Raw genomic sequence first — 26,777 nt, 5'->3', positions numbered from 1 at the left:
CTCATGTTGTCATCCATGACCAGGCCCAGGACGGTGAGATCAAAGCAGTCGAAGATGGCTGAGACATACAGCTTTCCATCCTTCGCTTTCAACTCAGTGATGTCGGTGACGCACTTTTCCAGAGGCTTGTCCGCTGAAAAGTCCCGTTTCAGCAGGTCATCCGACTTTCTGGCTTCCCGGTCTGCCTTGGTGATGCCGTTGGGCTTGCGTTTCGGATGGTGGACCAGGCTGATCTCTTTCATCACCCGGTAAACCGTCCGCTCACTGGGGATGGCGACACCCTCTGGCTGCTTCAGCAGCAGTGCATGGTACATCCGCTTGCGCCCATAGGTGTCATTGCAGACATCCTCGTCATGGATCTCCCGCATGGCATCCGCCAGGCCCTGGTACTTCCAGGGCCGATTCTGCTGGGAAAGATACGGATAAAACCTCTGCCGGCTCACTTCCAAGACCCGGCAATACAGCGAAATCTTCCCCTTATTCTTGCCGCCGTCCGTCTTTTGCGCAAGAAACCTCATTCGCTGTTCCTTGCTGACTTCCGACGGCTCGCGGCGAAAAAAGCGCTGGCCTCCGCCAAAAACTCGTTCTCTTCCTTTAGCCGCCGGATTTCCCGCTCCTGAGCTTTTACCTGCTTGCGCAGCGCCGTCAACTCCTCTGCCAAGCTCATGGCCTCGCCAGGACCTCGGGTGCCGGGGCCTGCCTCCAGCCGTCCCTCCCGCACCGCTTTCTGCCACCCGTACAGCGTATCCACAGGTATACCCAGTTCCTTCGCTGCCTTTCCCGCTCCGATCTCCTCCGTCAGCTTTACTGCCTGCACCTTGTACTCCTTCTCATATTTCCTTTGTTCCCGCGCCATTTTATCCACCTTCCTTACTCTCGTTATTTTACTCCTTTTCCGTGAGTTGGAGGTGTCTACTTTTTTTGTACCACATCAAACCGATTGTATCAACAATCAAATAATCTGTCATTAAAGCTGAAAACGAAAGTCAAACCACTTCTCCCCATACGAAACTTGCAAGTTCACAGGCGCCCATTTCCAGTTTAGAAGATACCGACATGCAAGGTGAAGACCCCATCGAACAACCAAAGGCAGCAGACCCCACGCCTGCGCCAAAGCAGTCTAACACCGACTCTGATGCCACTCTGACAGTTACCGTGAAAGCAACTCCCACTTCCATACCAGCGGATACACCAACTCCGGCCCCTATGCCGGAGCCACCAGTACCCACGCTTGATGGAAAAAAGAATGCCAGCCCTGAGTGCATCGTATATCGCGGTGCGCTTTTTCTTTGCCACTCATTGCCGCCTGTCGGCTCCTGATAGCCCCTGTGAGGCCCCACGTGTCGGGGGGCTTGCAGGACTGTGAGACGGGAAAGCCCCGCCCAGCACCAGCGCAGGCCGTGTCGGGCCAATGTGGGCCAGTTTGGGCAAGCCTCAGAATCACAGGTTTTGGGGCGGTATGGGCAAGGTCGAAAAGCAAGCAGGAGAAAGGAGGTGGGATTGCTATGCTCCCCACCTCCGGGTCACGACGACCGGCAATGCCGGTCGTTTCAAGGGATTCCGGGCTTTCAAGAGCACAAGTTAAAATAGGTGTGATAATTCCGCGGTTCCCGGAAAACAGGGTCGAAATCCCAATAAATGGCTCTGTAACGGCAAATATCCAGAGGTTGTTATATAAACCAAATCAGAATACGCTGATTTATGAAAGGTTATAGGTGATTACGATGATAGTATGCAGCCGCTGGTTTATAAGGATATTCAAAAAGCATTGACAGAAATACAAAAGTGATAAAGTAACAATTCCGGTTTGTCGAATTCCCCTTTGAGAAAGGAGAAATTCTTTTCTCAAAGGGCTTTTTGTCTTTTGGAGTTCACAATATCAGTTTTTCCTGATTTCCCATACAATGGTTTCGCAACAGAAGACGAGGATTGATATAGCCGCCTGTTTCTCATTTGAGAATCAGGTGGTGCTTTGTTTTTAAAAGCGAAAAGCAGAAATTAAAAATTTTTTCAAATTCTCTTCTGAAAATAGGTTGTCATTTCCGTCTCCAATTCCAAATAGGGAAAGAACTTATCTCAAAACGCTGAGAAATATTTCACTAATAGAACGAAATTGGTCAACCTGCTTAATATTGTAGGAGTGAATAAAAGGATTGTTACTGTTCTGAAAGGGGTTTGAATGCTATACTTTTCTTGAATATTGGGGGCCTATCAATATAGGAATGTGGCGGCCCCCTACAAGAAGAGGAGTGAAAGTTTATGGCAGTAAGGTACAATCCCCATCCGGCCAGAATTCAGGAGCCCCTGTTCCAGGTGAACACCTGGGATCAGGTGGAGCAGTCCTCCCTGTATACGGTGGTGTGTAACGGACAGCCTCAGACAGTCTACCACACGGACAGCTTCGACTACGTTATTCCCGTGGTTCGGGACGATTCTCCCATCCAGGTGGAGGTCCAGGTGCAGAAGGAGTTTCTGGAGGCGGTGGTCCGGCCCGCAAAGGCCGGAATCGTGCCCCAGCGGGAGGGGAACAAGCTCTCCTTTACCCTGGACCATCCCCAGAAGCTCACCCTGGAGCTGGACGGCGACCTGAAAACCCCCCTGTACATCCTGTGCTCCCACTGGGTGCCCAAGCCCGAAAAGGTGGACCATCTCTTTGAGAGCGGCAAGATCTACAATGTGGGCGTGCTCCATGTGAAGGCCGGGGAGACGGTCTATCTGGAGGAGGGCTGCATGGTGTTCGGCTGCCTGGATGCCTACATCGCCGACGGCGTCCAGATCCTGGGCAACGGCATTCTAAACGGCTGTGTGTGGCATCCCAAGGAGGAGAACGGCGGCGGCAAGCCCTTGATGCGCATTGTGCTGTGCAACAATGTCAAGATCCAGGGCGTCACTATGGTGGACGGCGGCTCCTGGCATCTGGTGCCCGGCGCCTGCAAAAACGTGGAGATCGAGGACGTGAACATCATGTCCCGGGTGTGCACAGGCGACGGCATCGACATCGTGGGCTGCGAGCATGTGACCCTGCGCAACTCCTTCATCCGGGCCTCCGACGACTGCGTGTGCATCAAGGCGGCCAGCTATCCCGACCCGGCGGCCAACCGGGACGTGCGGGACATCCGAGTGGAGCACTGCGTGCTGTGGAACGCCGAGCCGGGTAATGCGGTGGAGATCGGCTACGAGGTGCGCTGTGACGAGGTCTGCGATATCGTATTCAAGGACATCGACATCGTCCATTGCGAGTATGAAGGAAACCAATCCGGCGGCGTGCTCACCATCCACAACGCGGACAGGCCCTACATCCACGACATCGTCTACGAGGACATCCGCATTGAGGACGCCCAGGAGAAGTTCATCGACATCAAGGTGCTGGACTCCAAATATTCTCTGGATAGAAAGCGGGGCCGGGTGGAGAAGATATACTTCAAGAACGTAGAGATCCTCAACGGCCAGTTCCCGGTTTCCATCATCCGGGGCTTCGAGATGGCAACCGAAATGAGCAGGCCGCAGGATTTCTACTTTGACAACGTAGTAATTCTAGGCCAGGAGATGCATTCTCCCAATGAGATGCGCATGGTGGTGGAGCTGGCCCATAATCTGCATTTTGGCGGGAAAACCTATTCGGCGAGAAATCCGTTTTAAGTAAAAAAGGAAGCGGGCAAAGCATCGGAAAAGGCAAAAGCCGGTTCTGATGTTTTGTCTTGCTTTTGCCGGAAATTAAGGAAAGAAAGGTGAAGGGCATGTGGAGAACAGTGATGATCGACGACGAGCCTTGGGCGCTGGAGGGGTTGGCCGAGGTAATCGACTGGCAGGCTGCGGGATTTTCCATTGAGGGACGGTTCACCGATCCCCAGGAAGCCTTTGCGTTTCTATGTGAAAATCAGCCAGACGTGGTGTTTACCGATATCCGCATGCCGGGAATCTCTGGAGTGGAGCTGATCTCCATGGCCCGCCAGAGGGGAATCGGCTGCGAGTTCGTCCTCATCAGCGCCTACGAGGACTTCAAGGCGGCCCAGCAGGCCATTCTGCTGGACGTGTGCGGCTATGTGCTGAAGCCCTACGACCCGGAGGAGATTGGCAAGGTGGCGGGGATTCTCCGAAAGCACCTGAAAGGGCGGAACGCTCTTCCCCAGCTGGACTGGCAGGACCCGCCGGAGCTGACCCTGAAGAAAGCGGCGGCCTGGGAGAAGGAATTCCGGCGCTATACCGGCGGCTTTCTCTGCCTGCACGAGGACCCGGACATATCCCTGGAGCCCTGGGAGGGGGTCCAGCTGCTGCCCCTGTCCGTGAAGGGGGCGGGAAAGAGCTTTCTGGTTCTGTCCAACGACGCCCGCTCCGCCCTGGCCGCCTTTCCCTGCCGAGAGGGCTGGGGCGTGAGCCAGGCCCATGCCTCTGTGGAGGAGAACCTCCCCGTGCTTTTGAAGGAGGCCTGGTACGCGCTGCAATGCCGGTTCCACTTTTCTGCCAAGGACCTGGTGGGGGAGATTCAGCTGTATCTGTGCGAAAACATGGGCGAGGACCTGATTCTAGGACAGATAGCCCAGCACTACCATTTTTCAGAGCCCTATTTCTGCGTGCTGTTCAAGCGGGGAGCGGGAGTGCCGGTGATGCGCTTTATCCAGCTGGTACGGGTCAACTACGCGGCCTATTTAATCCGCGCCACGGATAAACGGCTTCAAGAAATTTCCGAGCAAGTGGGGTTTAACAATTACAGCTATTTTGGCAAGCTCTTCAAAAAATACCAGGGGATCACGCCGGAAAGTTGCCGGGAGTAGGATGCAGGCCAGGTGGGCTATGGGGGATTTGAAATTGCACTGTCATGAAATGCCCCTGCATGGAGCGGATGGAAAAGCGAAACCCTTCTCCGTAAAATAGCCGCAGCCGCTGAACCACATTATCCAGGCCAATATGCTCGTTTTGGGCGGCGTTGCCCTTCTCTGTCAGGGCGTGGCGGAGCTGGAGCAGGTCGTTTTGCGACATTCCCCTGCCATTGTCCGTGACAGCGAGAGAGAGGGAGCCATCCGGATTTTTTCGGCCCTGTATCAAAATGATGCAGGGCCCTTTTTTCTGGATGAAGCCATGCTGAATGGAGTTCTCAATCAACGGCTGAAGAATCATGGAGAGGATGTTTTGGGTCCGGGCCTCATCAGAAACATGCACCCGCAGTTCATAGCGCTGGGGGGCCCGCATATCCATCACAGTGAAATAGTGCCGGGTGTGGGCCAGCTCCTTTTCCAGAGACACGATGATTTCACTGCGCAAGCTGTAGCGGAAAAGGGCGGCCAGGGAGGTGAGCATGGCCTCCAACATAGGCGCCTTGTAGTGGCGGGCCATGCTGCGCATACTCTCTAATGTGTTAAAGAGGAAATGGGGGTTGATCTGGTTGCGGTAGGCATTCAGCTGGGCCTGCTTCTGCGCGAGGGTGGTCTGATATAGGCGCAGGGACATCTCTTGCTGGCGCAGGCTGGCGGCCTCCAGTACCTCCAGCGTTTCATTTACGGTATACGCCACATAGCGGAGGTCCTTCAACCCCGGCAGAGCCATGCGGCGCTTCTTTCCCTGTTGAATCCTCTGCATGTCGGTTACCAGCTGTTTGATGGGGTTGGAGATCTCATGGACAATCAGCTCGGTGAAAACCGCCAGCAGCAGACAAACCACCAGCATTGCCAGCAACAGGATATTTCGTGTGGCGTGAATGTCCCGAAGCAGACTGTTTTTGGGAACCAGATCGATCATGGTCAGATTCATATCCTTGAGAGGGACCGCATGGCGGATATACTCCACGCTGCCGGAAAGAAGTTCGTGCTGGTCATACTCTTGAAGCATAGCCAGCTCTTCCGGGGAGGCATCCCGGCTGGTGTATACCACATCGTCTTGATAGAGCAGGGCCTTGATCTCGTTTTCATAGTCTCCCGCGCCTTTCAGGTTAATCAGCTGGTTCACGTTAACACGGGCCACGCCGATTGCGTATTCTTCCAGCAGAAATCCCCGGCGCTGGGTATTGTTTACCCGGAAGCAGTAGATTAGCTGAGGCAGAGGGGAGGAGTCATCGGGCAGTGTGCGGAAAAAGGGTCCAGAGAACCCGGGGGATTCTTCCCGGATCGTTTCTACCAACTGCTTATATTGGTATTTCCCTGTGGAGCCGGAAAAGAAGGAGTGCCCGAAGGGGCTGTCGATCATGATTTCAGCAATCAGGGGAGAGGACTGCCGGAGATAATCCAGCAGCTGGTTGCAGCCAGAGATGTTTTGCAGGTAGACGATGGGGTCCTTGCTGAAAAGGATTTCCTGCATATTAGAGAAATAGGTGAACTGCCGGATGGATTTTTCGATACCCTCAAACTGAGCGTCCAGCTGTGTTTCGATGTTTTGGGAAAAGGCCTGGAAGGATTTTGCAAACTGGCGCTCAGAAAAGCGGTAGGCGAAGAGAAAGGTGACCGAGGACAGCGCGGTTACAAAAAGAAGCATCATTGCCAGAAAAATTCGAAGCATTTGCGTGGTGGAAAGCCCCCGCAGTTTTTTCCCCATAGGAATTCCTCCATGGAATGAATTGGATTTTCTATCAGTATACAGGAAGAAAGACAAAAGGGAAAGAGACAGAATTAACGAATTGCATAAAAAGAAATAAAAAAGAGAGAAATCCATAGTGAAAATAAATTTTGTTATAGTAGAGCAAAACATTGTTGCTGTGAAAAATGTTTTGGTTCTGTTATCATAATGCTATGAGTTTTAGGGAGAAGCAGAGCGAGCTTTGTATAAAGCGTACAATGACTTCTCTGGAAACAAAGGAAAGGGGTTCTGAGAAATGAAGGGCAGGGCGGAAACGGTAAAAAAGAAAGATTCGGTATTCAAAGAAATATGGAAAAACAAGGCGATCTATATGATCATGCTGCCTGGCATCGCGTGGTTTATCATATTCGCCTATGGGCCCATGTCGGGTTTGCAGCTGGCTTTTAAAGAATACAGCACTAAGCTGGGAATCTGGGGGAGCCACTGGTGCGGCATGGAGAATTTTCAGTACGTATTCCGGGACCCGTCGTTCCTGCGGTCGGTGGGCACCACCCTGTGGATCAACGCGGGCAGGCTGCTGTTCCAGTTCCCCATCCCCATCATCTTGGCCCTGCTCTTTAACGAGCTGCGGCTGAAGCGCTACAAGAAGGTGGTGCAGACGGTGCTTACCTTTCCCCAGTTTCTCTCCTGGGTCATCGTGGCCAGCATTGTCATCAACATCCTCTCCTATGACGGCCTGGTGAACAGTGTCATCGCGGCCTTTGGCGGGGAGACCGTGAACTTCATGGGCAGCGCCAAAATGTTCCAGCCTCTTCTGTACATAACGGAGGATTGGAAGTCCGCCGGGTGGGGAGCCATCATCTACATGGCGGCCATCTCTGGCATAGACGTGGACCAGTACGAGGCGGCGGACCTGGACGGAGCCTCCCGCCTGCAGAAGATCTTCCGCATCACTATCCCAAACATTCTGCCCACCATCTCCGTGATGTTCGTGCTGCAGATGGGCAATCTGATGTCCGGCGGCTTCGATCAGGTGTTCAACCTGTCCAACCCGGCGGTGAAGGATGTCTCGGAGATCCTGGACATGTACATCTACAACATTTCCTTCGGCTCCACGCCGGACTTCGGATTTTCCACCGCCGTCAGCCTGTTCCGTTCGGTTGTGAACTGCGCGTTCCTGGTGGCTGCGGACCGGGGGGCCAAGGCCCTGGGCGGCAGCGGACTGTTCGCATGAGAAAGGAGATTACTTATGAAGCGTGAAATAGCTGGAAAAAAACGGAAGATCGACGGGGTGGACGTGTTCGTATTCACTCTGCTGACCATATGGCTGCTGATCATCATCATTCCCTTTGTGAACGCGGTCTCCATCTCCTTTGCCACCCAGAAGGAGTATGTGGACAACCCCCTCATGCTGTTCCCCACCAACCCCACCTTCCGCAGCTATGAGATGCTTTTGAACGACTACCGGATCTGGACGGGCTTCCGCACCTCCTTCCTGATTGTGCTGATGGGCGTGCCCCTGAACATGTTGCTCACCATGGTGCTGGCCTATGGCACCAGCCGGGGCAGCTATCCGGGCAAAAAGATCATCATTGGGGGCATCCTGTTTACCATGCTCTTCAACGGCGGCATTATCCCTCTCTATCTACAGATGAAAGAGATGGGTCTGACAAACCATTTGTGGTCTGTGCTGCTGGCGGGGTCTGTGAACGTGTTCTATTTTGTGATCATGCGCAGCTACTTCCAGTCTCTGCCGGACTCCCTTATTGAGTCCGCCCGGCTGGACGGCGCGGGGGAGTGGCGGGTGCTCTTCCATATTATCCTGCCCCTCTCTAAACCCATTATCGCCACCTTGACCCTGTTCTATCTGGTAGACAGGTGGAACGAATGGTACAACGCCCTGATCTTCATCCGCAACAGCGATCTGCAGCCCCTGCAGCTGGTTCTGCGGTCCATTGTGATGGAGTCCAGTATCGTGAACAACGTGACCAGCGCGGCGGCCATGGAGGCCATGCAGAACTTCGACATGGGCGTAAAAATGGCGGCGGTCATCGTTACCATTCTGCCGGTGATGTGCGTGTTCCCCTTCCTGCAAAAGCATTTTGCCCAGGGCGTAATGATTGGCGCGGTGAAGGCATAATATTACCCCCGTATTTAACTGTAGGAAGCATTGCGCGGTCCAGGTGCGTTAGGCACCTGGTAAGGGTTCTTAGGGGCAAAGCCCCTAAGCCGCCGGAGGCTTTAACCGTACTTTTATGGGCCGTTAGGCCCCTTCGGGACGTAGTCCCGACATAGTGTTTCCTGTTGTTTGTTGCAGAGGTAATAGCGTAAAATTTTGGTTCTGAAAGGAGGTGGGGCCCCAAACCGAGAGAATCCATGAGAGAATCCCGAGAAAAATATGAGAAAGGAAAGGACTAGAAAAATGAAACTTGCGAAACGAATTCTTCCCCTGCTTCTGGCTGGCCTTCTGGCGCTGAGCACGGCCGCCTGCGGCGGGAACAACAGCGAGAGCAGCTCCTCCCAGAGCTCCTCCTCCTCTTCCTCTGAGAGCTCCTCCTCCCAGGAGACCAGCTCCGACGAGTCCAGCAGCGAGGCCTCTGAGCAGGAGACCAATGACAGCGGCTATGAGAATCAGGTGGAACTCTCCTGGTACAAAGAGGGCATCACCGGCCAGGAGATCAACTATGACGGCGACGCCTGGGGCCAATTCTGGCAGGACAAGTTCAACGTGAAGTTCGACCTGACCGCCGCCACCATGGACGATTCCGACTGGAACGAGCGCCTGCGCATCTGGATTAACTCCGGAGACATGCCCGACGTGGCTCACTGGGGCTTCAACTATGGCGAGCTGGCCGACTACGCCCGCCAGGAGGCCGTCTACCGCTTCCCCGACGACTGGAAGGAGCGCTGGCCCAACGTGGCTAAGACCCAGGCCTTTGTTCCCGGCGCGGCTGTGGCGGAGGAGAACCTGGGCGGCACTTATGTGCTGTTCCGCTCCATCTTCGTGAACAACCGTCCCGCCGAGCGCCTGAGCTACCACGCCCTGCTCTACATGCGCAAGGACTGGATGGAGGCCTGCGATGTGGAGATCAAGGACACCTACAGCCCCTCCGAGCTGGAGGAGATCGCCAAGAAGTTCAAGGAGCAGGATCCCGGCAAGGTGGGCAGCCAGCTGGTTCCCATCAGCATCCGGACCTATGACGTGCCCAAGATCTATCCCGGCACCGTGTTCCCCGAGTCCATCAACATCGGCGACGGCTACTACAAGGACGCGGACGGCAAGTTCCAGTGGGCTCCTGCGGATCCCCGCACCCTGGAGGGTCTGAAGAAGTACCAGAACCTGTACCAGAGCGGCCTGCTGGATCCCGAGTTCTACACCCTGACCCGCTTTGAGGGCACCGAGAAATTCTACATCGGCGGCACCGCCGGCATCGTGCTGGACGACGGCATGGGCTACATGATCCAGAGCCGGATGCAGCACGGCCTGCAGACCAACCTGGGCCTGGATCCTGAGAAGGCCCTGCACATTGCCCAGCTGGTGGGCGAGGACGGCAAGTACTACTACCGCCAGGATATGAACTTCTACGGCTCCATCATCTTCTCCCCCGACATCACCGACGAGCAGTTCGAGCGCGCCATGGACATTCTGGACTTCTGCTCCACTCCCGAGGGCCAGGAGGTCTGCAACATGGGCTTTGAGGGCGAGGACTGGGAGAGAGATGCCGACGGCGAGTATGTGAGCCTGCTGCCCAACGAGATCACCGGCAACGCCAAGTCCATCCTGGGCAGCAAGTATCCCAGCGCGGACACCCAGTTCGGCGGCGTGATTCTGGGCGACGACTTCCAGTTCGTCACTCCCAACTACACCAAGGAGACCCGGGACACCATCAAGAAGTTCTACCAGCTCCGGGATGAGATCAGCGACGACAGCAGCCTGCTGCCCAGAGAGTACGACTACGAGTTCTTCAGCTCCCGGACCAAGACCCAGGCCAACATGAGCCTGGACGAGGAGTACGCCCAGCTGATCCTGAAGGAGGGCGACCTGGAGGCCAACTGGAACGCCTGGGTGAAGGAGAAGATGCAGCTGGTGCAGCCTCTCCTGGACGAGCTGAACGCCAACTAAAGGGGAATGTTTTGGGGGACGATGTTTTGGCCTCCGGCGGTTCAGGGGTTCCACCCCTGAAAACCCCGCAACCTTTAAAAAGGTTGACGAAACTTTTTCCCTGGACAGCTTTGGCCGGTCCAGCGGGCCTTACGCTGGCGTGGGTGTGGGGCGCGGAGCCCCACGACCTTGCCGTAGCCGCCGGTCTGTGGCGGCGGAGGCCACTCCGTATCTCTCAATAACTCTTCGCTTTAGGCACTCCCAACGAAAGGAAAGCATTGCATTTTTTGTCCTGGTGTGATATACTGACCAAAATAAAATAAACTGGGACAATAGGCGTGAGCCGGCCCCTGTGTGTTTGCGCACTGCGGGCCGGCTTTCCCTATATCCAGGCCTGAAAGGAAGGTAGCAGCCATGAAACAATATCAACTCTTCGCCAGCGGATACACGGCCAGCCAGCCGGGAGAGGGCGCGGCGCTTCTGGAACTGGACGGCACGGGCCTGAAAAAGGTCCACAGCTGGTCCGGCCTTGTGAATTCCTCCTATGTGCTGCCGGTGGGGGACTGGCTCTACGGCGTGGAGGAGCGGAAGGGCCAGGCCTCGGTGGTGAAGATTCCCCTGGAGCCTCTGGGCGGGGAAATCCAGCGGTTTTCCGTGCCCGGGTCCGGGCTCTGCCATGTGTGCAGCCACAAGGGCTTTCTGTACGTGGCTGGATACGCGGGCGGCACGCTGACGGGTCTGGACAAGGACAGCGGAGCGGTGTGCGCGTTTTATGAGCATCAGGGTCACAGCGCTAATCCTGTGCGCCAGGAAAAGGCCCATGTGCACTCCTCGCTGCCCTCGCCGGACGGCCGGGAGCTGCTGGTGGCCGACCTGGGCCAGGACAGGCTCTTTCGCTACCGGATCGGGGAGAAGGGGGAGCTCAGCCCCAATGAGGCCCAGCCCTGGGTATCCGTCGCCCCCGGCCAGGGGCCCCGGCACTTCGCCTTCCATCCCAGCGGGAACTGGCTCTATCTGGTGAACGAGTTGGAAAAGACCCTGTACGGCTTCCGGTATCGGGGCGCGGAGGAGGCCATCGAGTTTTTTGGGGAGTACGATATCAGCCAGCCGGAGACAGAGGGCTCTCTGGCGGCGGACATTCATTTTACGCCGGAGGGAGACTGGCTCTATGTCTCGGTGCGGGGCACGGATCGGATTTTCTGCTTCCGCTGGCGGGAGAACGGCGCTCTGGAGCCTGCAGGGGTTTTCTCCAGCGGGGGGAAGGAGCCCAGGAGTTTTCACATCAGCCCGGACGGGGAATTCCTGGCGGCGGCCAATCAGTCGTCCGGGAGCGTCGTGGTGTTCCCCCTGGACAAGGCCACGGGAGCGCTGGGGGAGAAGGCGGCGGAGCTGGCCTTTCCGACGGTCTCCTGCGTGAAGTTCAGAGGGGCGGAGATTTAGAGCCTGTTTACACAAGTAATCGTACTCGCCTTTTCGGTGGATTTTGGCAGTTTCTGTGTCAAAAAAACTTGCCAATTCCGAGATTGCCTGCGTTTTTTCTCCTTGAACCTGTTCAAAATCCCCTCGAAAATCCGGGTACTCAACTTGTGTGAACACGCTCTAGAAGCTATATTCTTAGGAGGATTTGTGTATGGAACGAAAAAAGGCCATTGTCACCGGGGCCAGCCGGGGCATCGGCAGGGGAATCGCGAGAGTTCTGGCAAGAGAGGGCTATGATCTGGCCATCTCCTATTCCACCAAGCAGGCGGAGGGGGAGGCGGTTGCGGAGTCCCTCAAAAAAGAGTACGGCGGAGAGTGCTTCTGCTTTCAGGCCTCTCTGGAGCAGCCAGGAGCCGGGGTGGAGCTGCTGGAAAAAAGCGTGGAGGCCCTGGGCGGCCTGGACCTGCTGGTGAACAACGCCGGGGTCACCCGCTTCGAGAACATTTTGGATATGACGCCGGAGGTGTTCGAGCTGCTGTTCCGGCTGGACTTCCAGAATTACATTTTGATGATGCAGGCCGCCGCCCGGCATATGGTGAAGCACAGGGTGCATGGGAGCCTTGTGAACATCACCTCCACCCGGGGGGAGCGGGCCTATGCGGGGGACTTCCTCTACGGCGGGCTGAAGGCCGGGCTGAACCGGGCGATTCAGTCCATCGCCCTGGATCTGGCCCCCTATGGCATCCGGGTGAACAACGTGGCCCCCGGCGCGACCCGGATCCGTACCAAGGAGGAGCTGGAGGCAGAGGGCAGGCCGGATTTTTGGAGTGTTTTGGGGGAAAAAATCCCTCTGGGACGCTGCGGCACGCCGGAGGATATCGGGGAGGCGGTGGCCTTTCTGGCCTCAGAGAAGGCCTCCTACATCACTGGCATGACCGTCAAGGTGGACGGGGGCCTGATCCTCCCCGGAATGCCGGAGCATGTGCCGGCGGGGGAGGACCCCGGCTGCTGGGGCCGGGCCGCATCCAAATACGCGGAGAGTGTATTGAATTCAGACGAGTAAAGGAGAGATCATATGGTAACCATTCGGAACATCAAGACCATCCTCACCGCCCCCCGGGGCATTGATCTGGTGGTGGTCAAGGTGGAGACCAGCGAGCCGGGGCTCTACGGCCTGGGCTGCGCCACCTTCACCCAGCGCTATGAGGCTGTTGCCACGGCGGTGAACGAGTACCTCAAGCCCCTTCTGGAGGGCCGGAACGTGGAGGACATTGAGGACATCTGGCAGACGGCCATGGGAAGCTCCTATTGGCGGAACGGCCCGGTGCTGAATAACGCCCTCTCCGGCGTGGACGAGGCATTATGGGACATCAAGGGCAAAATGGCGAACATGCCGGTATACGACCTGTTCGGCGGGAAATGCCGTCAGGCCGCGGCGGTATACCGGCACACGGACGGAGCCACCCCAGAAGAGGTGGAGGAGAACGTCTGCAAGTATATGGAGCAGGGCTACCGCTATCTCCGGTGCCAGATGGGGGTCTACGGGGGCCAGATGGGCAAGGGGAAGCAACGGATCGTCTCCCCGGAGAACAGCAAGCCCGGCGCCTACTACGACGCGCATCAGTACTGCGAGGGAGTGGTGAAGCTCTTTGCCCACCTGCGGGACAAACTGGGGTATGAGATCGAACTGCTCCACGACGTCCACGAGCGGCTGACGCCCATCCAGGCCATCGGTCTGGCAAAGCAGCTGGAGCCTTACCGGCTGTTCTTCCTGGAGGACGCCCTGCCCCCGGAGCAAATCCAGTGGTTCCAGGCCATGCGGGCCCAAACGGCGGTGCCCATCGCAATGGGCGAGCTGTTCAACAACCCCCTGGAGTGGCGGGAGCTGGTGGCCAAGGGGCTCATCGACTACATCCGGGTGCATCTGAGCCAGATCGGCGGACTGACCCCGGCCCGGAAGCTGGCAATTCTGTGCGAGGCCTTTGGGGTGCGCACGGCCTGGCACGGCCCCGGAGACCTGTCCCCGGTGGGGGCGGCGGCGCAGCTGCATCTGGATCTGGCCAGCCCCAATTTCGGCATCCAGGAGTTCGCGGGCTTCTCGGAGGAGGAGCAGGAGGTATTCCCCGGATGTCCTCAGGTGCGGGACGGCTACCTCTACGCCAACGACAAGCCAGGTCTGGGTGTGGATATCGACGAGGAAAAGGCCGCCAAGTATCCCTGCTCCTATCGGGAGCCGGGATGGCTTCTGGCCAGGACCACCGACGGCACGGCCGTGCGGCCCTAATAGAAGGGAGGATTCTCAGTGGAAAACTGGAAGAAAGCGGGAAAAAATCAGGAGCTTTCCTGGGTATGGCAGGGAGAGAAAGCGGAGGAGAAACAGCCTCTGGCGCTCTGTCTGGCGGAGAGCGAGGCGGCGGCAGAGCGGCGCCTGGAGCAGATGGCAGAGGGCGAGACGGGAGCCATTCTGGCGGCGGTGGTTCTGCCGGAAGGGAGCATGGATGCCTGGGAAGAGGATCTGGGCGACTTGATCTTCGCCTGGAAAAACTGCGAGCAGGTGGAGGAAACTCGGATCTCTTTGACAGGTACTGCCGCCTGCGGGGACGCGGTCTGGCGGCTGGGGGCCCATTTCCCCCAGTGGTTTTCAGCGGTCTGCGTGGTGGGCGGCCATGCGGATCCCTATGAGGCCCGCCAATTGAGCCAGGTGCCTCTGCGGGCCTATGCCCTGGCCGGGCAGGACTGCCAGGTACGAGCCGGGAAGGTCTACGCGGACGTGGAACGCACCGTTATGGGCATCCGGGTGGTTGGAGGCGAAAACATCTCCTGCCTGGATGTGCCGGAAGGGCTGGACGGTCAAGCCGCCTGGGATTGGGCTTTTGCCGGCGGAGAAACTGTGAAATGGCTGGTGGAGCAGGACCGAAAGCGCCAGTTCCAGGTGTACAATCTTCAGCCGGGCGTGTGGAGGATCGACGACTTTTTCACCTCCACATGCTACCTGATCGAGGGGAAGGAAAAGGCGCTGCTGGTCGACACCGGCATGGGCCAGGGGGACCTGCCTGGGCTTGTCCGGCGGCTGACCCGCCTGCCTGTGGAGGTGGCCGTTACCCATCCCCATGGAGACCATATGCATAAAGCGGAGCGTTTCTCCAAAATTTATCTGCATAAAAACGATATTGCCCGACTCCGGGAGCATCCGGAGAAATTCCCGGCGGCGTTCAGCCAGGGGAGTCAATGGCCGGAGCTGGTCCCCATCGAGGAGGGGACCAAGATCGATCTGGGCGGCGGAGTGGTGGTTGAAACCCTGGAGCTGGGAGGACACACCCCGGACTCTGTGGTGTTCGCGGACGACTTCCACAAGCTGCTGTGCACCGGCGACGCCATCGGTTCCGGCTATATTGCCCTGATGATCTGCCCGGAGGACCAGATGCTTCCCTACATCGAGACCTACCGGGATAATCTGGAGCGTTTCGCAAAACATCTGCCCAGACTGAAGGATTACGCCTGGCTGGGGGGACATGTCCTCCAGGAGAACGGCTGCGATATGCGCCATCAGCCGGACTTCAACGGGAGAAAATCTGCATATTTCAATCCGATCCGTCCCAGAGTGGTGGAGGATATGCTCACCCTCTGCCAGAAGATCCTCTCGGGAGAAATCAGCAAAGAGGAGATCATGGCCGCAAAGGAGCACTATTGCAGCCATGGCAGCGCGGGAATGTATTTTGCCTTCCGGCCGTAAGAACTGCACAAGAAAAAAACGCATATAAATAAATTGAGGGTGCTGCTGAAAAGCAGCACCCTCTTTTCGTACCCAAATTGCGCCCGCTAGGGGACTAGGGGACGCTTCAGACAGACTTAGCAGCAGCCGTTGTTGCAGCCATTGCCGCAGCCGCAGTCGTTGCCGATGCTGTTGAAGCCGTTGCCGCAGCCGCCGCAGCACAGCAGGAGCAGGATGATGATGAAGATCCAAGAGCAACCGTTGTTACACATTTGGGAACGCCTCCTTTCGTTTACATTCCATACTATTCCCTGGTAGAAAAACTGTGACAGCTGAAAAAATCTTTTTTGGAAAAAGCGATTGAGAGAGAATAAGAGAGAAAAGAAGAGGAAATAACCTTTATTAGGGGCTGGAACAGTAGAATTTGATCTTATTTGACCTTGACAGTTTGTTATAAACTGAGTAAACTTAAAGTCAAAGAAAGTCAAAGACAAACCATGGAGGGACAGAGATGCGGATCAGCGACAGCGTGGCAAATTATATTCTGGAGCTTTTGAATCAGGCCGGGGGGATTGCGGAGATTCAGCGCAATGAATTGGCTAATGTGCTGGGTTGTGTGCCCAGCCAGATCAACTATGTGCTTACCTCCCGGTTTACGCCGGAACAGGGGTTCTTGGTGGAGAGCCGCCGGGGAGGCGGAGGCTATGTGCGGATCACCCGGCTGAAGCTCTCCACCACGGATATGATTATGCATATTGTAAACGGAATAGGCAGTTCTTTGGACGGGGCCACCACTCGGGCCATATTGGGGAATATGCTCCAAAGCGGGGTGCTAGACCAGCGCTCTGCGGAACTGATTCAGGCGGCTGCTTCGGAGAAGGCACTGGTGGCTGTGCCGGGAGAGCTCCGAGACACGGTACGGGCCATGATCGTGAAAAATATGCTGCTGGCCACCAGGGCCTAGGCGGGAAAGATGAGACGGGTATTCCTGCTGGCTTTGGCCGTGGCGCTCCTGCTCTCAGGGTGCAGGGGCGGCGGATGGGTGTTCAAGGGATTCCACAAGGACCAGGACAGGGCCCTGCTGGAGCGACTGGGGGAAAAATACCCCCAAATGGAATTTTCCTGTACCGGGCAGAGCGAAGGCGCGGTCCATCAGGTTCTGGCCGGGGACGGCACCCAGTTTCCCGCCTGGACGGCCCCCGGCTCCAAAGGGAAGTTCCAGATCATCGAGCACTATTTGGAGGAGTGGCTGGCGGCCCAGGGCTTCTATACCGCTCTGGAGGAGAAATTGACCGAGCTGGGATTTGAGTGGAAATATGCCAGCTACAATCATTATGACAGGCATTTTGAGGTGTGCCTTGGCGGGTTGGACAGCCCGGACCGGCTGGAAGAGGCCGCGCAGGCTTTTGTCTGGGCGAAGGAGCGCTTCGACAGCCTGTACGGGGATTTCCAGGTAGGCGCCGGTTGCGAGGACCCGCTGCTCTCCTTCAACGGGTCCTTTACCCTGACGGGGGAGGAGCATTTCCAGAGGATCTACCTGTCCATGCGCCAGGGAGACGCGTGGAATCAGGACTATGCCTATGATGACTACCGAAGCGTCCTGCGGGACGCCGTAAAGCGGAGTAAAGAGAAGGAAGATATTCCAGATATAGAATCATAATTTGGAGGTGCGCTATATGTTGTGTCAATCCTGCGGTCAGCGGGCCGCTACAACCCACATCAAGTCCATGGTGAACGGACAGCTTACGGAAACCCATCTCTGCGCCCAATGCGCGAAGAAACAGGGCTATGGCCACATTTTGGGAGACTGGGGCGGCTTTGGCAGTCTGCTGGGCGGGCTGCTGAGAGAGGTTCCGGCGGCAGAGGTAAAGCGCTGCCCCGGCTGCGGGGCCAGCTTTGGGGAGATTTCCCAGACTGGCCAGATTGGGTGCGGAGAGTGCTATCAGACCTTCCGGGCCCAGCTGCTGCCAGTGATCCAACGGATTCATGGCGCGGCCCGGCACAAGGGGAAGTCTCCGGGGGGCTCGGCCCTGCGGGTGTCGGACCCCAACCATCAGATGGTAGCCAGCCCCCGCCAGGAAAAGCCGGCGGAGGCGGAGCTTCGGGAGAAGGAGCGCCTGATGCAGGAGGCAATCCAGCTGCAGGACTTTGAAAACGCAGCTCTGCTGCGGGACCAAATCAAAGAACTCAAGGCGAAAAACGGGTTGGAATAGAGGAGCTTTCCCCGTTTGCAGAGAAAGGATGGATGAAGTATGGCAGAGACGAACCAAGCAAAAAAATGGTATGAGAAGGCTGGGGAGAGCCCGGATGTGACCGCCAGCACCCGGGTGCGGCTGGCCCGAAATCTGCGCCGGGAGCCCTTTCCGGCCAGGGCCAACGCCGCGCAAAAGGAAAAGGTAGTCCAAGAGGTGCGGGGCGCTCTGCTGAACGGCAACAGCGTCCTCTCCCGGGAGTTTCGTTTTTTGCAGCTGGAGGAGCTTACCAACGAGGCGGCGGCCTCTCTGGTGGAACGGCACATCGTGAGCCCGGGGTTCATCGCGGACCGCCAGGGTAAAGCGGTGCTGGTTTCAGAGGATGAGAGCATAGCCATTATGATTAACGAGGAGGACCATGTGCGGATCCAGGTGCTCCGGGAGGGGATGGCCCTGAAGGAGGCCGCCGAGACCGCCGACCGTATTGACACGCTGCTGGGCGAAAACCTGGACTTCGCCTTTGACCAGGAATTCGGCTACCTGACCCAGTGCCCCACCAACCTGGGCACGGGAATGCGGGCCTCTGTGATGCTCCATCTGCCTGCCTTGACAGAGAGCGGCGGCATGGCCCGGATGGGGGCCAATCTCTCCAAGCTGGGGCTCACCCTGCGGGGAGCCTTTGGGGAGGGGACCCGGGCCGTGGGGGACCTGTACCAGCTGTCCAACCAGATCACCTTGGGGCTCAGCGAGAACCAGGCCATTGAGAACCTCTCCGCCATCGCCGGGCAGCTGATGAACGAGGAGCGGAGGCTTCGCCAGGAGATGGGCGGCTCCTTGGCCTGGCAGGACAAAATCACACGGGCGGCGGGGACCTTGAAATCCGCCCGGCTGTTGTCCGGTGGCGAGGCGGCGGAGCTACTGTCGCTGGTACGGCTGGGAATCGCGCAAGGGCTGCTGGCCGATGTGGACTTGGGAACCATGAATGCCCTTTCGGTAAAGGTTCAACCGGCTACGCTAATGACTTCCGCAGGACGAAAGCTAAGCGAGGGCGAACGGGACCAGCTGCGGGCAAAGCTCCTGCGGGAAGCGCTGGAGCCCCTGCGGATGGGGGAATAAAACGGGCATACTAAGACTGTGGGGCGTTGGGTCTCAGCTGGTCTCGTCTGCCGACTCGGTCGGGAGAGTTCATGCTTGCATGAACTCTTCCCCACTGGGGGAGCTTCCCCGCTTCGGTCGGTTCGCAGCTTGTCTGCAATACTTGGCTTTGCCAAGTATCCGGCAGAACGCTCACCCCTCAAACTCCCACGAGCTTTTGAAGAAAGCTAAGACTTCGCAGAGCGAAGTCTGCAAAACTTTTACGTTGGTCAGCTCAGCCAGAAAACGTAAAATGTCTGCGACGAACGAAGTGAGGAAGCAGGGTAAAAGTTTCGTCAACCTTTTCAAAGGTTGCAGGGGTTTGGGGACGGCGTCCCCAAGGTCTGTAAATTTCTAAAAGGAGTGATTTTATGTACCGCTTCAACGGTTTTACGGAAAAGGCAAATCAGGCTCTGAATCTGGCGGTGGAATCCGCCCAGGAGCTGGGCCACGACTACATCGGCAGTGAGCATCTCATGCTGGGTCTGCTGAAAGAGGGCAGCGGCGTGGCCTATACCGTGCTGAACAAGCTGGGCGTTACCGCCGAGGGCTATGAAAAGCTCCTGCGGGAGCGGATCGGCTATGGGGAAAAGACCAGCCTCACCCCGGAGAACTTCACTCCCCGCACCAAACAGATTCTACAGGTCGCGGCCATGGCGGGGGCAAGGCTGAACAACGCCTACGTAGGCACTGAGCACATTTTGATCGCTATTATGCAGGACGAGAGCTGCTATGCCATGCGCTTTCTGAAGATCCTGGGTGTGGACCCGGACCGGGTGGTGCGGGAGCTCTCCTCCATGGTGAGCAGCGCCTCCTTCGCGGGAAATCATGAGGGAGAGGCAGGCCAGAAGAAATCCGGCAAGGCCCTGGAGCAGTTTGGCCGGGACCTGACGGAGCTGGCCGCCCAGGGAAAGATCGACCCGGTGATCGGCCGCTCTGAGGAGATCCAGCGGGTGATCCAGATCCTCTCCCGGCGCACAAAGAATAACCCGGTACTCATCGGCGAGCCCGGGGTGGGCAAGACGGCTGTGGCCGAGGGTTTGGCCCTGAAAATCAACACAGGCGATGTGCCGGAGATTCTGAAAAAGAAGCGGCTGGTCTCCCTGGATCTTACCGGTATGGTGGCGGGAACCAAGTACCGGGGCGACTTCGAGGAGCGGATCAAGTCTGCCATCGACGAGGTGAAGAACGACGGGGACATCATCCTCTTTATCGACGAGCTCCACACCATCATCGGCGCGGGCTCGGCGGAGGGCTCTACAGACGCGGCCAATATCCTCAAGCCCGCCCTGGCTCGGGGGGATTTCCAGGTGATCGGCGCCACCACCATCAACGAGTACCGCAAGCATATTGAAAAGGACGCGGCCCTGGAGCGCCGGTTCCAGCCGGTGAACGTGGGGGAGCCCACCCAGGAGGAGGCCGGGCAGATTTTGCAGGGGCTTAAAGACCGGTATGAAGCCCATCATAAGGTGAAGATTACCGACGAGGCCATTGACGCCGCCGTGAAGCTCTCCGCCCGGTATATCTCTGACCGATACCTTCCGGATAAGGCCATCGACCTGGTGGATGAGGCAGCCTCCCGGGTACGTCTGCGGGCCTTCACCGCTCCGGACAGCTTACAGAATATGGAAAAGCAGATCAAGGATTTGGAGGGGGATAAGGCCGCGGCGGTAAACTCCCAGGATTTCGAGCGAGCGGCGGCTCTTCGGGATAAGCAGAAGGAGCTCCAGGAGGAACTGGAAAAGGCCCGGGATGAGTGGGCTGCAAAGAATGAACGCAGCGACAGCGTGGTCACGGCGGAGGATATCGCGGATATTGTTTCCATGTGGACCGGGGTGCCCGTCACGCAGCTTACGGAGGAGGAGAGCCAGCGCCTGCTGAAGCTGGAGGAAACTCTGCACCGCCGGGTAGTTGGTCAGGACGAGGCCGTTTCCGCCATTGCCAAGGCTATCCGCCGGGGACGTGTAGGATTAAAAGATAAGAACCGGCCCATCGGCTCCTTCATTTTCCTGGGTCCCACAGGCGTGGGCAAAACCGAGCTGTGCAAGGCCCTGGCCGAGGCCATGTTCGGAGACGAAAAGGCCATGGTGCGCTTCGATATGTCGGAATATATGGAGAAACACACAGTATCCCGTCTGGTGGGGTCCCCTCCCGGCTATGTGGGCTTCGACGAGGGAGGGCAGCTTACTGAGGCGGTGCGCCGGAAACCCTATTCCGTGGTGCTCTTTGACGAGATCGAGAAGGCCCATCCGGACGTGTTCAATATCCTCCTGCAGATTCTGGAGGACGGCCGGGTGACGGATTCCCAGGGCAAAACAGTGGATTTTAAAAACACGGTTATCATTATGACATCCAACGTGGGAGCCAGGCTGATTATGGAAAAGCAGAGCTCTTTAGGCTTTGCTGGCAGCGGGAACAGTGGCCAGCGGGACTTTGAGAAGATCAAAGAGACGGTGATGGGTGAGCTGAAGAACCTGTTTAAGCCGGAGTTTCTCAACCGCGTGGACGATATCACCGTGTTCCATAAGCTGACGGAGGAGGACACGGCGAAAATCGCTGGAAAGATGCTGGAGGCTCTGCAAGGCAAGCTGCGGGAGCTAGGAGTGGAAGTAGAGTTTGCGCCGGAGACGATAGCCGCCGTGGCAAAATTAGGCTACGATCCGGTCTATGGGGCGCGGCCCCTGCGCCGGGTGATTCAGAGCCGGATCGAGGATTTGGCTTCTGAAAAGCTGCTGGAAGGAGAGATTGTTTCAGGCAAGCGCTATCAATGCCTCTACCAGGATGAGGCCTTCAGCTTTGTGGAGCGTTGACCCCAAAAGCGCGCTTCTTCTGTCCCTTATGAAAAAAGTGGAGTGGCATTCCAGATAGGATGTCCTTAAAAGAGCAGGCGGAGAGAATCCGCCTGCTTTTTTGTCCTGCCCTATTCTGTTTATAAAACTGGCAAGAAAGCCGAGACGCCACATACTCGCCAGCGAAAGCGGAATCCGCGTTAACTATGCCGGGCCCGGAAAGCGTCCAGATCGATCCGTTCGCCGCCGTTCAGACGGGATTCCTCCGCTGCCAGCGCGATATAGTGGCTTTCCATGGAGCTTTCCAGGGTGGTGGTGCGCTCGGTGGGCGGCGCGCCGTCGATCAGCATGTCCAGAAAATCGGCGATAATTCCACTGTCGCCGCCGCCGTGGCCCTTGAGATCCTTGGTGGTGTTTAGGTCGAGAACCTCCTCGCCCTGGCCGAAAACCCGGAGCCGGATGGTGTTGGACTTCATATCCGCCTCTATCTCGCCCTTTGTGCCCATGGCCTTGAAATAGCGGTAGCAATTTTCAGTAAAAGCGCACATCGTAAAGCTGATGGTGGATCCGTCCTCCATCAAAAGGTTGGTCTGTTGGTGGTCTACCACGTTGTTGTCACAGTGGAACACACACCGGCCATAGGGACCGTCTTTCAAAGCGGCATAGGTGGACTCTACAGTGTTTTCTACGCTGAGGATGGAGCTGATCCAGTTCCCGCCGTGGAGCAATCCGGTTTTTTCCCCGGTGATATAGATCTTCTCCGCGTCAAAAATACAGTTGTCCTTTACTTTGCAGCCGCCCAGGCAGTAGGGAGTGGAGCCTTCGGGAGCGCATTCGGGCTTGAACAGATGGATTCCGCCGATGGAGGACACAGACTTGCATTTTTTCCCCACCAGCCAGGTGAGAATGTCCATATCATGGCAGGACTTTTGTAGAATCATGGGGCTGGTTTCGTCGGAGTTCCGCCAGTTGCCCCGCACAAAGGAGTGGGCCTGGTGCCAATATCCCACGTTTTCATTGGCGCAGATGGAAACCACATCGCCTATCTTCCCGCTGTCAATAATCTCTTTCAGCGTATTGTAAAACTTGGTGTAGCGCAGCACATGACAGAGAATCACATGCTGATGGGGATGGGCGGCCGCCGCGGCTAAAATTTCCCGGCATTTTTGAAGATCTGGGGAAATGGGCTTTTCCATGAGCACATGGTAACCCTGCTCCAGGGCGGGGAGGGCGTGGCCAACGTGCTGCCTGTCCATGGTGGAGATGATTGCCACATCTGCCAGCCGGGGCTTTGCCAGCATTTCCTCAGCGCATTGAAAACAGTTTTCCTCCGGGATTCCATAGAGCTCCTTGGCTTTCTTCACTTTGTCCGGATTCAGGTCCGCCACCGCCACAACTTTCATGCGGCCGGGGAACAGCTCCTGCATGGAGGCGTAGGTGCTGCCCCGGTCCCCAAAGCCGGCGATGGCAAAGGTAATGGGCGCTTTCATAGTGTATATCATCCTTCGTTTGAGTATTGGTTGCGGCGAAACGGAAGGCCGCTTATGAATCTTGGCCTGCCTCCTGGAACATCGCCCGCACAGAAGGGGAGTTTTTGGTCAGCTTTTTGATGCTCAGATCCTCGGCCTTGTCATTTGCCAGGCGCAGGTTGCGCTCGGACCCCAGCAGGTTGTCCTTGATCTTCTGCAAATGGTCGATGGAATTGTCGATCTCCTTGATAGCCGCCTGAAAACGCTCGCTGGCCAGCCGGTAGTTTCTGCCGAATTTGTCCTTGAAATCGTTCATGGCGGCCTCAAAGTTTTCCACATCGATTTGCTGGTTTCGTATCTCCCGGAGCTCCCGCCGGTATTTCAGGGAATTACGGGCGGCGTTGCGCAGCATGGAGATGGTGGGGATAAAGAACTGGGGCCGGATCACGTACATCTTTTCGTACCGGTAGGATACATCCACAATGCCGCCGTTATATAGCTCGCTGTCCGCCTCCAGCATGGAGACCAGCACCGCGTATTCGCATCCCTTTTCCCGGCGGTCCTTATCCAGCTCCTTGAAGAAGTCCTCGTTCTTGTGCTTGGTAGCGGTCTCGTCCATCTCGTTTTTCATTTCAAACATGATGGAGATGAACTCGGTTCCGTCCTCGCTCTCCCGGAAGATGAAATCCCCCTTGCTGCCGGTGCGGGCGTCGTTATCCTTCTCAAAATAGGCGTTGGGGAAAGCCGCCATGCGCAGCTGGTTGAACTGGTTCTGGCAATGCTGCTCCAAGCTCTCGCCGACCATTTTGGTAGACTGCCGGACCTTAAAATCTTTATAATACTCGATTTGCTGGTCCTTGGCCTTTAACTGAGCCTCATACTGCTCCTTGAGAGCTTTCTCTTTCAGCTGGCTCTCAGACTGTTCCCGCTCCAGCTCGCCCCGCAGGGTAAGAAGCTGTTCTTTCTGGCTGGCAAGCTCCCGCTCCTTTTCAGTGACGGCATGGGTAACGGCCAGTTCTTTCTCGGCGCCGGTCTGCTGGAGCTGGTTTTCCAGCTCTAGGATGCGCTTTTCCCGCGCTGCCAACTCCGCCTCTTTTTTTGCCAGAGCATCCACCCGCTCCCGGTCCTTTTCAGTGACAGCCTGGGTAACGGCCAGGTCCTTTTCTGTGCCGGTCTGCTTCAGCTGCTCATTGAGCCGGATGATAAGCTGGTCTTTTTCCGCCAGAGCCTTGGCGTTTTCGGCGCGGACTTCTATCAGAGCCTGTTCATGGCTGGTTTGGGCGATTTTTAGATTCTGGCAGTGCTGTTCCGCCAGAGCCTGTTCTCTTCCGGCCAGCTCCTTCTCAAACTCCCTGCCTCGTACCTGTTGGACGATCTGGGCATAACCCGCCTCGTCTACCTGAAACACCTTGCCGCAGTTTGGACACTTAATTTCCTGCATACGCGTCTCCTTGCCCGGCGCTTAGCGGCCCAGGGCGCGGGTGCCGATATCGCTGCGGCAGAAGCAGCCCTCAAAATGGATCTTCTCCGCAGCGGCATAGGCTTTTTGGAGAGCTTTTTCCAGGGTGCCGCCCTTGGCCGTAATACCCAGCACACGCCCACCGGCGGTATAAAATTTGCCGTTTTCCCATTTAGTGCCCGCGTGGATGATGGTAACGCCTTCCGCCTGGCCGTTTTCATCCAAGCCGGAGATCTCTTTTCCTTTTTCATAGCTGCCCGGATAGCCGCCGCTGGCGAGAATGATGCAGGCACAGGCATCGGAGGACCAGCGAATTTCCAGATCGGAGAGGCGCTCGTTGACCACAGCCTCTATGATATCCACAAAGTCCGTCTCCAGCAGCGGAAGCACTACCTGGGTTTCCGGGTCGCCGAAGCGGCTGTTATACTCGATCACCTTGGGGCCATCAGGGGTGAGCATCAGCCCAAAATAGAGGCATCCCTTAAACCTGCGCCCCTCGGCGTTCATGGCCTCCATGGTGGGCAGAAAGATCTTCTCCATACATTCTTTTGCGATCTCTTTCGTGTAGAAAGGGGAGGGGGCAATGGTGCCCATGCCGCCGGTATTGGGGCCCTGGTCGCCGTCATGAGCCCGCTTGTGGTCCATAGAGGACACCATAGGCCGCACGGCATGGCCGTCGGTAAAGGCCAGCACGGTCACCTCCGGGCCGGTGAGAAATTCTTCCACCACCACCTGACTGCCGGAGTCGCCGAAGATTTTCTCCTCCATCAGCGCGTGGAGAGCGGCTTCAGCCTCGGATTCATTCTGGGCAAGGGTGACGCCCTTGCCCACGGCCAGACCATCGGCCTTGATAACGGCGGGGTATTTGTTTTGGGAGCGGATATAATCCAGCGCGGCGGCGGAGTCGTCGAACACCTCGTACGCGGCGGTGGGAATCCCGTATTTTTTCATGAGGTTTTTGGAGAATACCTTGCTGCTCTCGATTTCTGCGGCCAATTTGTTGGGACCGAAGCAGGGAAAGCCCCCGGCCTCCAGGTAGTCCACCATGCCGGCTCCCAATGGATCGTCCGGGGCCACAAACACCAAATCCACCGCCTTTTCCCGAGCCAGGGCCAGCATACCCGCCTGGTCCATGGCGCTGACGTTGACGCACTCCGCGTCTTGGGAGATGCCGCCATTTCCGGGGGCGCAAAAGAGTTGGTCCGCCCTGGGGCTCTCCCGCAGCTTGCGGACAATGGCATGTTCCCGTCCGCCGCTGCCGATTACCAAAATTTTCATAGGAAAACCATCCTTTTTATATTTATAAGTACTTCAGCAGTTCACTCAGACTGTTTACCGTGATCTCGGCCCCGGAGCTGGGCGCGCCTGGTTTGGCGATGTGGGCCGTATGCCAGCCGGCATTTTTTCCCCCTTGAATGTCCGCGACCGGGTTGTCCCCCACCATCCAGATCAAAGAGGGAAAGGCGGCAACGCGTTCCGCCTTTCGGAAAATTCTCACATCCGGTTTGCAGATGCCCACCACGCCGGAATTCACGATCCCAGAGAAAAACTGTCCCAAGCCCAGCTGGACAAATAGGCTTTCCCACTCGGGGAAATTGTTGGTGAGGATGTAGTTCCGATATCCCTTATAGGCGCACACGGCCAGAGTGGCGGCAGCGTCTGGACGCACCCGGTAATTTTTGGGGTCCATAGCCACCTCCCGCGCCCTTCTGGCGGCAGCCGCCGCCAAGGGCGCGGGGACTCCCAAGGCCTCGTAAGCCAGAGCGAACAGGGAGAAAAGCTCCTCCCAGAAGGCCCTGCCGGTCAAAGTCGGGTTTCCGTCCGGATGCCAGGGAAAGCCATGCTTCAAAAAGGGAGCCAGCTTTTCCGGGGTAATCTCATATTCCGGAGCCGCATTCCCCAGGGCCATCATTAGGCAGGAACGCCAGCTGGGTTCTCCGAAGGTAAGAGTGCCGTCGAAGTCCCAAAAGATTGCCTTTCGCATGGATGTATCTCCT

22 protein-coding genes are annotated in these 26,777 nt (G+C 57.1%); 14 read left to right on the top strand and 8 right to left on the bottom strand.

Annotated features, from left to right (window positions below):
- A partial coding sequence (locus D7X94_RS12500) for an IS3 family transposase (protein ID WP_147401726.1) occupies positions 1–518 on the bottom strand: 518 nt, incomplete at its 3' end.
- The gene (locus tag D7X94_RS12495; protein ID WP_120428018.1) at positions 515–856 is read right to left on the bottom strand and encodes a transposase; all 342 of its coding nucleotides are present in this window, start codon (positions 854–856) and stop codon (positions 515–517) included. The genes D7X94_RS12500 and D7X94_RS12495, both read right to left, overlap by 4 nt.
- A gap of 1,403 nt (positions 857–2,259) precedes the next feature.
- Between D7X94_RS12495 and D7X94_RS12485 the strand changes: the two genes are divergently transcribed.
- Positions 2,260–3,639, top strand: coding sequence for a glycosyl hydrolase family 28 protein (locus D7X94_RS12485; protein ID WP_120428017.1), 1,380 nt, complete (start codon positions 2,260–2,262; stop codon positions 3,637–3,639).
- 98 nt (positions 3,640–3,737) lie between these two features.
- On the top strand, positions 3,738–4,772 hold the full coding sequence (locus D7X94_RS12480; RefSeq protein ID WP_147401725.1) for a response regulator transcription factor: 1,035 nt from the start codon (positions 3,738–3,740) through the stop codon (positions 4,770–4,772).
- On the opposite strand, the gene D7X94_RS12475 is transcribed toward D7X94_RS12480, so the two are convergent.
- A complete protein-coding gene (locus D7X94_RS12475) occupies positions 4,747–6,522 on the bottom strand; it encodes a sensor histidine kinase (protein ID WP_158591016.1) in 1,776 nt (591 codons plus the stop codon). The genes D7X94_RS12480 and D7X94_RS12475 overlap by 26 nt on opposite strands.
- A 277-nt stretch (positions 6,523–6,799) precedes the next feature.
- On the opposite strand from D7X94_RS12475, the gene D7X94_RS12470 reads away from it, so the two are divergent.
- The 7 genes from D7X94_RS12470 (at position 6,800) to D7X94_RS12440 (ending at position 15,758) form a co-directional block, all read left to right on the top strand.
- Complete coding sequence (locus D7X94_RS12470) at positions 6,800–7,738, top strand: ABC transporter permease (RefSeq protein WP_120428014.1); 939 nt, start codon at positions 6,800–6,802, stop codon at positions 7,736–7,738.
- 15 nt (positions 7,739–7,753) lie between these two features.
- Positions 7,754–8,644 carry a carbohydrate ABC transporter permease gene (locus D7X94_RS12465; RefSeq protein ID WP_120428013.1) on the top strand — a complete coding sequence of 297 codons (891 nt, stop codon included), beginning with the start codon at positions 7,754–7,756 and terminating at the stop codon, positions 8,642–8,644.
- A 282-nt stretch (positions 8,645–8,926) separates the two neighbouring features.
- The gene (locus D7X94_RS12460; RefSeq protein WP_120428012.1) at positions 8,927–10,627 is read left to right on the top strand and encodes an extracellular solute-binding protein; all 1,701 of its coding nucleotides are present in this window, start codon (positions 8,927–8,929) and stop codon (positions 10,625–10,627) included.
- Positions 10,628–11,020: 393 nt separating this feature from the next.
- Positions 11,021–12,046 carry a lactonase family protein gene (locus D7X94_RS12455; RefSeq protein WP_120428011.1) on the top strand — a complete coding sequence of 342 codons (1,026 nt, stop codon included), beginning with the start codon at positions 11,021–11,023 and terminating at the stop codon, positions 12,044–12,046.
- Between the two features lie 190 nt (positions 12,047–12,236).
- The gene (locus D7X94_RS12450; protein WP_120428010.1) at positions 12,237–13,088 is read left to right on the top strand and encodes an SDR family NAD(P)-dependent oxidoreductase; all 852 of its coding nucleotides are present in this window, start codon (positions 12,237–12,239) and stop codon (positions 13,086–13,088) included.
- 12 nt (positions 13,089–13,100) lie between these two features.
- Positions 13,101–14,309, top strand: coding sequence for an enolase C-terminal domain-like protein (locus tag D7X94_RS12445; RefSeq protein WP_120428009.1), 1,209 nt, complete (start codon positions 13,101–13,103; stop codon positions 14,307–14,309).
- A gap of 18 nt (positions 14,310–14,327) precedes the next feature.
- Complete coding sequence (locus D7X94_RS12440) at positions 14,328–15,758, top strand: MBL fold metallo-hydrolase (protein WP_120428008.1); 1,431 nt, start codon at positions 14,328–14,330, stop codon at positions 15,756–15,758.
- Between the two features lie 116 nt (positions 15,759–15,874).
- Here the strand turns inward: D7X94_RS12440 and D7X94_RS19540 are convergent, their stop codons facing one another.
- Positions 15,875–16,009, bottom strand: coding sequence for a hypothetical protein (locus tag D7X94_RS19540; RefSeq protein WP_279221787.1), 135 nt, complete (start codon positions 16,007–16,009; stop codon positions 15,875–15,877).
- 239 nt (positions 16,010–16,248) lie between these two features.
- On the opposite strand from D7X94_RS19540, the gene D7X94_RS12435 reads away from it, so the two are divergent.
- The 5 genes from D7X94_RS12435 to D7X94_RS12415 all read left to right on the top strand — a co-directional run bounded on the left by D7X94_RS12435 (position 16,249) and on the right by D7X94_RS12415 (position 21,873).
- Positions 16,249–16,701: a CtsR family transcriptional regulator gene (locus tag D7X94_RS12435; RefSeq protein WP_120428007.1), complete on the top strand. Its 453-nt coding sequence runs from the start codon at positions 16,249–16,251 to the stop codon at positions 16,699–16,701.
- A 9-nt stretch (positions 16,702–16,710) separates the two neighbouring features.
- Positions 16,711–17,397: a hypothetical protein gene (locus D7X94_RS12430; protein ID WP_120428006.1), complete on the top strand. Its 687-nt coding sequence runs from the start codon at positions 16,711–16,713 to the stop codon at positions 17,395–17,397.
- Between the two features lie 16 nt (positions 17,398–17,413).
- On the top strand, positions 17,414–17,950 hold the full coding sequence (locus D7X94_RS12425; RefSeq protein ID WP_120428022.1) for a UvrB/UvrC motif-containing protein: 537 nt from the start codon (positions 17,414–17,416) through the stop codon (positions 17,948–17,950).
- 39 nt (positions 17,951–17,989) lie between these two features.
- The gene (locus tag D7X94_RS12420; protein ID WP_120428005.1) at positions 17,990–19,045 is read left to right on the top strand and encodes a protein arginine kinase; all 1,056 of its coding nucleotides are present in this window, start codon (positions 17,990–17,992) and stop codon (positions 19,043–19,045) included.
- Between the two features lie 389 nt (positions 19,046–19,434).
- Positions 19,435–21,873 (top strand): ATP-dependent Clp protease ATP-binding subunit, encoded by a 2,439-nt coding sequence (locus D7X94_RS12415; RefSeq protein WP_120428004.1) that lies wholly within the window; start codon positions 19,435–19,437, stop codon positions 21,871–21,873.
- A gap of 179 nt (positions 21,874–22,052) precedes the next feature.
- Here the strand turns inward: D7X94_RS12415 and D7X94_RS12410 are convergent, their stop codons facing one another.
- From D7X94_RS12410 to D7X94_RS12395, 4 genes are read right to left on the bottom strand one after another with little or no spacing between them, the layout of a single operon-like run.
- Positions 22,053–23,342: a Gfo/Idh/MocA family protein gene (locus tag D7X94_RS12410; protein WP_120428003.1), complete on the bottom strand. Its 1,290-nt coding sequence runs from the start codon at positions 23,340–23,342 to the stop codon at positions 22,053–22,055.
- A 52-nt stretch (positions 23,343–23,394) separates the two neighbouring features.
- Positions 23,395–24,762: a DUF2130 domain-containing protein gene (locus D7X94_RS12405; RefSeq protein WP_120428002.1), complete on the bottom strand. Its 1,368-nt coding sequence runs from the start codon at positions 24,760–24,762 to the stop codon at positions 23,395–23,397.
- A gap of 21 nt (positions 24,763–24,783) precedes the next feature.
- Positions 24,784–26,058 (bottom strand): phosphoribosylamine--glycine ligase, encoded by a 1,275-nt coding sequence (gene purD / locus D7X94_RS12400; protein ID WP_120428001.1) that lies wholly within the window; start codon positions 26,056–26,058, stop codon positions 24,784–24,786.
- A gap of 22 nt (positions 26,059–26,080) precedes the next feature.
- Positions 26,081–26,764 (bottom strand): HAD family hydrolase, encoded by a 684-nt coding sequence (locus tag D7X94_RS12395; protein WP_120428000.1) that lies wholly within the window; start codon positions 26,762–26,764, stop codon positions 26,081–26,083.
- Positions 26,765–26,777 lie beyond the last annotated feature (13 nt).

It is taken from the genome of Acutalibacter sp. 1XD8-33, assembly GCF_003612555.1.
Taxonomy (GTDB): domain Bacteria; phylum Bacillota; class Clostridia; order Oscillospirales; family Acutalibacteraceae; genus Acutalibacter.
Note: the sequence above shows the minus strand (reverse complement) of the source record. Positions and strands in the feature narration are given on the sequence as shown.

What these genes read in the sequence shown, in the direction of transcription:
- D7X94_RS12410 (WP_120428003.1), bottom strand. Translation starts at nt 23,342, where the DNA reads ATGAAAGCGCCCATTACCTTTGCCATCGCCGGCTTTGGGGACCGGGGC.
- D7X94_RS12470 (WP_120428014.1), top strand. Translation starts at nt 6,800, where the DNA reads ATGAAGGGCAGGGCGGAAACGGTAAAAAAGAAAGATTCGGTATTCAAA.
- D7X94_RS12445 (WP_120428009.1), top strand. Translation starts at nt 13,101, where the DNA reads ATGGTAACCATTCGGAACATCAAGACCATCCTCACCGCCCCCCGGGGC.
- D7X94_RS12475 (WP_158591016.1), bottom strand. Translation starts at nt 6,522, where the DNA reads ATGGGGAAAAAACTGCGGGGGCTTTCCACCACGCAAATGCTTCGAATT.
- D7X94_RS12495 (WP_120428018.1), bottom strand. Translation starts at nt 856, where the DNA reads ATGGCGCGGGAACAAAGGAAATATGAGAAGGAGTACAAGGTGCAGGCA.
- D7X94_RS12480 (WP_147401725.1), top strand. Translation starts at nt 3,738, where the DNA reads ATGTGGAGAACAGTGATGATCGACGACGAGCCTTGGGCGCTGGAGGGG.
- D7X94_RS12465 (WP_120428013.1), top strand. Translation starts at nt 7,754, where the DNA reads ATGAAGCGTGAAATAGCTGGAAAAAAACGGAAGATCGACGGGGTGGAC.
- D7X94_RS12485 (WP_120428017.1), top strand. Translation starts at nt 2,260, where the DNA reads ATGGCAGTAAGGTACAATCCCCATCCGGCCAGAATTCAGGAGCCCCTG.
- purD (WP_120428001.1), bottom strand. Translation starts at nt 26,058, where the DNA reads ATGAAAATTTTGGTAATCGGCAGCGGCGGACGGGAACATGCCATTGTC.
- D7X94_RS12455 (WP_120428011.1), top strand. Translation starts at nt 11,021, where the DNA reads ATGAAACAATATCAACTCTTCGCCAGCGGATACACGGCCAGCCAGCCG.
- D7X94_RS19540 (WP_279221787.1), bottom strand. Translation starts at nt 16,009, where the DNA reads ATGTGTAACAACGGTTGCTCTTGGATCTTCATCATCATCCTGCTCCTG.
- D7X94_RS12435 (WP_120428007.1), top strand. Translation starts at nt 16,249, where the DNA reads ATGCGGATCAGCGACAGCGTGGCAAATTATATTCTGGAGCTTTTGAAT.
- D7X94_RS12395 (WP_120428000.1), bottom strand. Translation starts at nt 26,764, where the DNA reads ATGCGAAAGGCAATCTTTTGGGACTTCGACGGCACTCTTACCTTCGGA.
- D7X94_RS12430 (WP_120428006.1), top strand. Translation starts at nt 16,711, where the DNA reads ATGAGACGGGTATTCCTGCTGGCTTTGGCCGTGGCGCTCCTGCTCTCA.
- D7X94_RS12405 (WP_120428002.1), bottom strand. Translation starts at nt 24,762, where the DNA reads ATGCAGGAAATTAAGTGTCCAAACTGCGGCAAGGTGTTTCAGGTAGAC.
- D7X94_RS12460 (WP_120428012.1), top strand. Translation starts at nt 8,927, where the DNA reads ATGAAACTTGCGAAACGAATTCTTCCCCTGCTTCTGGCTGGCCTTCTG.
- D7X94_RS12420 (WP_120428005.1), top strand. Translation starts at nt 17,990, where the DNA reads ATGGCAGAGACGAACCAAGCAAAAAAATGGTATGAGAAGGCTGGGGAG.
- D7X94_RS12425 (WP_120428022.1), top strand. Translation starts at nt 17,414, where the DNA reads ATGTTGTGTCAATCCTGCGGTCAGCGGGCCGCTACAACCCACATCAAG.
- D7X94_RS12450 (WP_120428010.1), top strand. Translation starts at nt 12,237, where the DNA reads ATGGAACGAAAAAAGGCCATTGTCACCGGGGCCAGCCGGGGCATCGGC.
- D7X94_RS12415 (WP_120428004.1), top strand. Translation starts at nt 19,435, where the DNA reads ATGTACCGCTTCAACGGTTTTACGGAAAAGGCAAATCAGGCTCTGAAT.